This window comes from Actinacidiphila sp. bgisy167, from assembly GCF_965342175.1.
Classification (GTDB): domain Bacteria; phylum Actinomycetota; class Actinomycetes; order Streptomycetales; family Streptomycetaceae; genus Actinacidiphila.
This window is the reverse complement of the sequence record NZ_CBDRBL010000163.1, coordinates 1-4,299: the sequence shown is the minus strand read 5'-3', so window position 1 is coordinate 4,299 and position 4,299 is coordinate 1. Positions and strand designations below refer to the sequence as shown.

5 protein-coding genes are annotated in these 4,299 nt (G+C 72.4%); 1 reads left to right on the top strand and 4 read right to left on the bottom strand.

The features are described 5' to 3' along the window. Positions 1-524: 524 nt before the first annotated feature. On the bottom strand, positions 525-1,517 hold the full coding sequence (locus tag ACRWND_RS30350) for an ArsR/SmtB family transcription factor (protein WP_431955114.1): 993 nt from the start codon (positions 1,515-1,517) through the stop codon (positions 525-527). Between the two features lie 234 nt (positions 1,518-1,751). Here ACRWND_RS30350 and ACRWND_RS30345 point away from each other — a divergent pair, with 234 nt between their 5' ends. After that, positions 1,752-3,095 carry an alpha/beta fold hydrolase gene (locus ACRWND_RS30345; protein ID WP_431955112.1) on the top strand — a complete coding sequence of 448 codons (1,344 nt, stop codon included), beginning with the start codon at positions 1,752-1,754 and terminating at the stop codon, positions 3,093-3,095. A gap of 151 nt (positions 3,096-3,246) precedes the next feature. On the opposite strand, the gene ACRWND_RS30340 is transcribed toward ACRWND_RS30345, so the two are convergent. From ACRWND_RS30340 to ACRWND_RS30330, 3 genes are all read right to left on the bottom strand, one after another. Then, positions 3,247-3,507, bottom strand: a complete 261-nt coding sequence (locus ACRWND_RS30340) for a hypothetical protein (RefSeq protein WP_431955110.1) — start codon at positions 3,505-3,507, stop codon at positions 3,247-3,249. Between the two features lie 55 nt (positions 3,508-3,562). Further along, positions 3,563-3,763, bottom strand: a complete 201-nt coding sequence (locus ACRWND_RS30335) for a hypothetical protein (protein WP_431955108.1) — start codon at positions 3,761-3,763, stop codon at positions 3,563-3,565. A gap of 194 nt (positions 3,764-3,957) precedes the next feature. After that, positions 3,958-4,212, bottom strand: coding sequence for a hypothetical protein (locus ACRWND_RS30330; protein WP_431955106.1), 255 nt, complete (start codon positions 4,210-4,212; stop codon positions 3,958-3,960). Between the last annotated feature and the right edge of the window lie 87 nt (positions 4,213-4,299).

The window sequence follows — 4,299 nt, the reverse complement described above, 5'->3', positions numbered from 1 at the left end:
CCCCCCCCCCCCCCCCCCCCCCCCCCCTCCCCCCCCCCCCCCCCCCCCCCCCCCCCCCACCCCCCCCCCCCCCCCCCCCCCCCCCCCCCCGCCCCCCCCCCCCTCCCCCCCCCCCCCCCCCCCCCCCCCCCCCCCGTTGCCGTCCGAGCACACGGGACGAGGGGGCGGCGCGATGCGGCGTCGCCCCCCATGGGAACGCCGCCTGACCGAGCAGGCCGGCACCGGCAGCTGGCCGATCACGATGTCGGCACGCCTGCCGATGCGGTCGGCGATGAGACCCGTCGGCAACTCCGCGAGCCCGCCGACCAGGTGGAGCAGTGTCGGCTGCGTGCAGGCCAATCGCCCGGACGGAAGCGCGTCCAGCGGAATGCGCGCACGCGCGGACCTCGTACGGCCGGGTCGCAGCGGATGCGGTCCGGGACTACCTGGAACGGCGGCGAGTCGCCATGCTGCCCGGCCTGATCACCAGCGCATCGGCTTCCGGCCCGGCGCGACCGGCCGGTGGTTCCTGGTCGGTCCGCCCCTCACACATCCCTCCCCGCGAGCCGCGACCCGGCGGGCGTGCGCCGGTACAGCACCGTCCGCCCCGATCGGGAGCGGGTCACCAGACCGGCCCGGAGCAGCACGCCCAGGTGGTACGAGACCGTGGCGGCGCTCAGGAAGTGGCGGGCCGCCAGCTGCGTGGTGGACGCCGGCCGGGCCACCGCCCCGAGCAGCCCCGCGCGGGTGGGGCCCAGCAGCCGGGCCAGCTCGGCGGACGGCGGCGTGGGCGCCGAAGGACGGTCCCGTACCGGGTAGGCCAACATCGGCGGCCGCAGCCGTCCGCCGCGCACCGGGTCCACGGCGACCCCCGGCCCCACCGCCACCAGCGACGGCACCACGATCACCAGCGGAACGCCGAGCCGCACCGTGAAGCGGCTGTCGACGCGCAGGGTGCTGTCGGCCCAGCGGATGCCCGGGTGCAGCGAGTTGAACATCTCGGCGGCGCCCTGCCGGGCCAGTACCCCCGCACACCGGTCGACCTCCGCGTCGAGCGCGGCCTTGGCTTCGGGCCAGTGCGGGGCGAAGGCGAGCTCCCAGTATCTGCGCAGCTCCTCCGCGACCTGCCGGGCGACGTGCCCCCCGCCCCGGGCCATGGCGCGCCGCACGCCGGGCGGCAGCTCCACCCCTTCCAGCCCGGCACGGGGGCGGCCGTCACGCAGCGCTGCCAGCTCCCCGAGCACGCGGTCGGGCGGTGTGGCGCGCACGCGCTCCAACTCCTCCTCGACGGTCGGCGAAGGACCGTTCGGGTGCGGACTGAGGAAGTCGGGTAAGTAGCCGCCCCCGTCGAGCGCGAGTTCCGACAACAGCGGAAGCTGCGCGCGGCGCAGCACGCGGCGGGCGCGCGCCACCCAGGCAGCGGCTGAGGGGTCCGGGTGCAGCCCCCACGGCAGCAACGTCGCCGCTACCTCGTTCAGCGGCGAGACCGCGAAGCGGGATTCGGCCAGACCGGCGGCGTCCACGATCAGTTCGATCATCCTGTCCCTGCCACTCCCCACCCCGGTCCTTTCGAACGTGATCGAATCGTGGCACGGACTCTCGCCCCGGTGAGCCCCCTTCGCGCAGTCTGATGCCCCGACGAACGGCAGGGACCCGAGGACACCGGAAGGCGGGGGCGTGCGATGCGGTCGAAGCGCAGGGCCGGAACGGCACGGGGAACGCGGAGGTCCGGAGCACGGGGCGCGGCGGTACTTGCCGCCGCCGGCCTGCTGATGGTGTCAGGCACCTGTACGTCGTCGGCCCAGGACCGGGGCACCGCGGGGCCGGCCGGGGGGAGCGGGGGGCTCTCCGGCGCCGCGGCCTGCCCCGGTCCGGAGGGCTTCACCTGCGCCACGCTGACCGTTCCGCTGGACCACAGCGGAGCGGTGCGGGGCCGGCTCGGTCTGAAGGTCGCCATGGGGGACAACGCGGATGCCCCCAGGGGCGTCCTGCTGTTCCTCACCGGTGGCCCCGGACAGCCGGGTGTCCCCTACGTGGGACGCATCTCCCAGGCCATGGCGCCGGTGCTCAAGGACTACCGCCTCGTCATGATCGACCAGCGGGGTACCGGCGGCGGCGCGCTGCAGTGCCCCGACCTGCAGGCGCAGATGGGATCGTCCGACCTCACACCGCCCACCCCGGACGCGGTGCGGGACTGCGCCGCGGCCATCGGCCCGAACCGCCGCTTCCACTCCACCGGCGACACGGTCGCCGACCTGGAACTGCTGCGGCGTGCGCTGGGCGTGAAGAAGATGACCCTCGACGGCGTCTCGTACGGCACGTACACCGCAGAGCGCTACGCCCTCGCCCACCCAGGGCGCGTGGCCCGGTTGGTGCTGGACTCGGTGGTGCCGCAGACCGGTTACGACCCGATGGCCCTGGTCCCCATGCAGGCCGCGCCGCGTGTGCTGAAGGAGGCGTGCGAGAGCGTCGGCTGCACCACGGACCCGGTGGCGGACCTCGCCAAGGTCGTGGCCACGTACGGCAACGGCGTCGACGTTTTGGACGCGATCACCACCTGGGGGTTCGTCGACCCGAACTACGCGGCCGTGATCGACGCCCTCCACCAGGCCGCCGAGGGCGACCTCGGACGGCTGAACGGCCTTATCCAGGGCACACGTCAGGGCAACGCGGCAGCCCCGGAGGAGGTCAGCCAGGGACTCCACGCCGCGACGCTGTGCCTCGACGGCCGCTATCCCTGGGGCCGTTCGGACGCTCCGCTCACCGGCCGCCGGGACGCCCTGAAGAAGGCGGGCGCCGAGCTCACCCCGGCGGACTACGGCCCCTTCGACGCCGCCACGGCGACGGGCCTCGGCTCCATGCTCAGCTGCGTCGACTGGCCCCGCACCCCTGCCCCGCCGCTGCCTCCCGACCACCGCCGCCTCCCCGGCGTGCCGGTGCTGCTGCTCGGCGGGGACGGGGACCTGTCGACGCCCGTGGAGTGGCTGTACGACCAGAGGAAACTGACCCCGCGCGCCAAGGTCGTCGTGGTCCGCGGCGCCGCCCATTCCGTGCAGAGCCGGGCGGCGAGCGACGAGGGCCGCCAGGCGGTCCACGACTTCCTCCTCGGACGCTGAGTCCGGTGCCGTCGGACGCGGTGCCCCGGGTCTCGCAGGCCCGGCCGGCGCCGACGCGGCGCCGTCGCCCGCGGTGAGAAGCGCATCCGCTGGGGCGGGTACCCGCTCGCCCCAGCGGTCTGCTGTCCCGCGGACCTACGCGTTCACCGGACTAGCGAGCCAGGTGCCGGAACCAGAGGGCGTTGTGGCCGTCTCCAGCGCAGTAGTAGTACTCGTCCCAGTAATTGGGGTAGTCCTGTGCCGCGTTGAGGGCGTCCCTCGTCTGCACGCACATCGTGTCGGACGGATAGACGGCAATGAGGGTGTTGACGCGACGGGGTTCGAGACCGGTGCCGTCGGCAGACGCCTGAGGCGCGCTCACCGCTGCCGCCGCCGCGACCGCCATGCCCATGGCGGCCACCGACACCAACATCCTTGCATTCTTCCGAATCACCGTTGCTCCTCGGCGTTGACTGTGCACATCTGGTCTAGTAATTGGCGCGCCGGAACCAGAGCGCGTTGTGGCCGCTTCCGCCGCAGTAGTGATACTCGTCGCGAGAGTTCGGATAGCCGCTCGCCGCATTGAGCGCGTCCCTGCTCTCGACGCAGAGGGTGTCCGTGGGGAAGGTGGTGATCCACACGTTGACATGATCGGGGGCGTATCCGGCCGCCGCCGGAGTGGCACTCACGGCCATCGTCGCCGCAACCGTCATTCCCAGGACCGCAGCCGCAGTCCATGTTCGTGCTTTTCTCGGTGTCATCGCGATCTCTCCTCAAGGGATTGGGGATATTCGGGCGCAGGTGCGTCAGAATCTTCCGGAATTCCTAGCGGTAGTGCCGGAGCCAGAGCACGTTGTAACCGGACCCGCCGCAGTAGTAGTACTCATCGGTCGCGTTGGGGTAGTACTGCGCGTTGAGATAGTTCCTCGTCGATGCAGATGGTGTCCGTCGGGTAGGTGTAGACGTAGTCGTTGACAAGACGGCCCGAGCCCTGATCGGCGTATGCGGGAGTCGTGCCCACGGTCATCGTCGCGACCGCGATTCCCAGGGCCGCGGCGGACGCCAGTTTCCCTGCTTTTCTCGACAGCGTCGTCGATCCTTCCGTTCTTTCCGGTGCACGTCGGGTGATGTGATTCATGTGCGCCGGCGGAAACCGGTTTTGTTTCCTCTGGGCGACGACGCGACTCTATGCGAATGAGAACCGTGATGGGCTTCCGTTACGCGT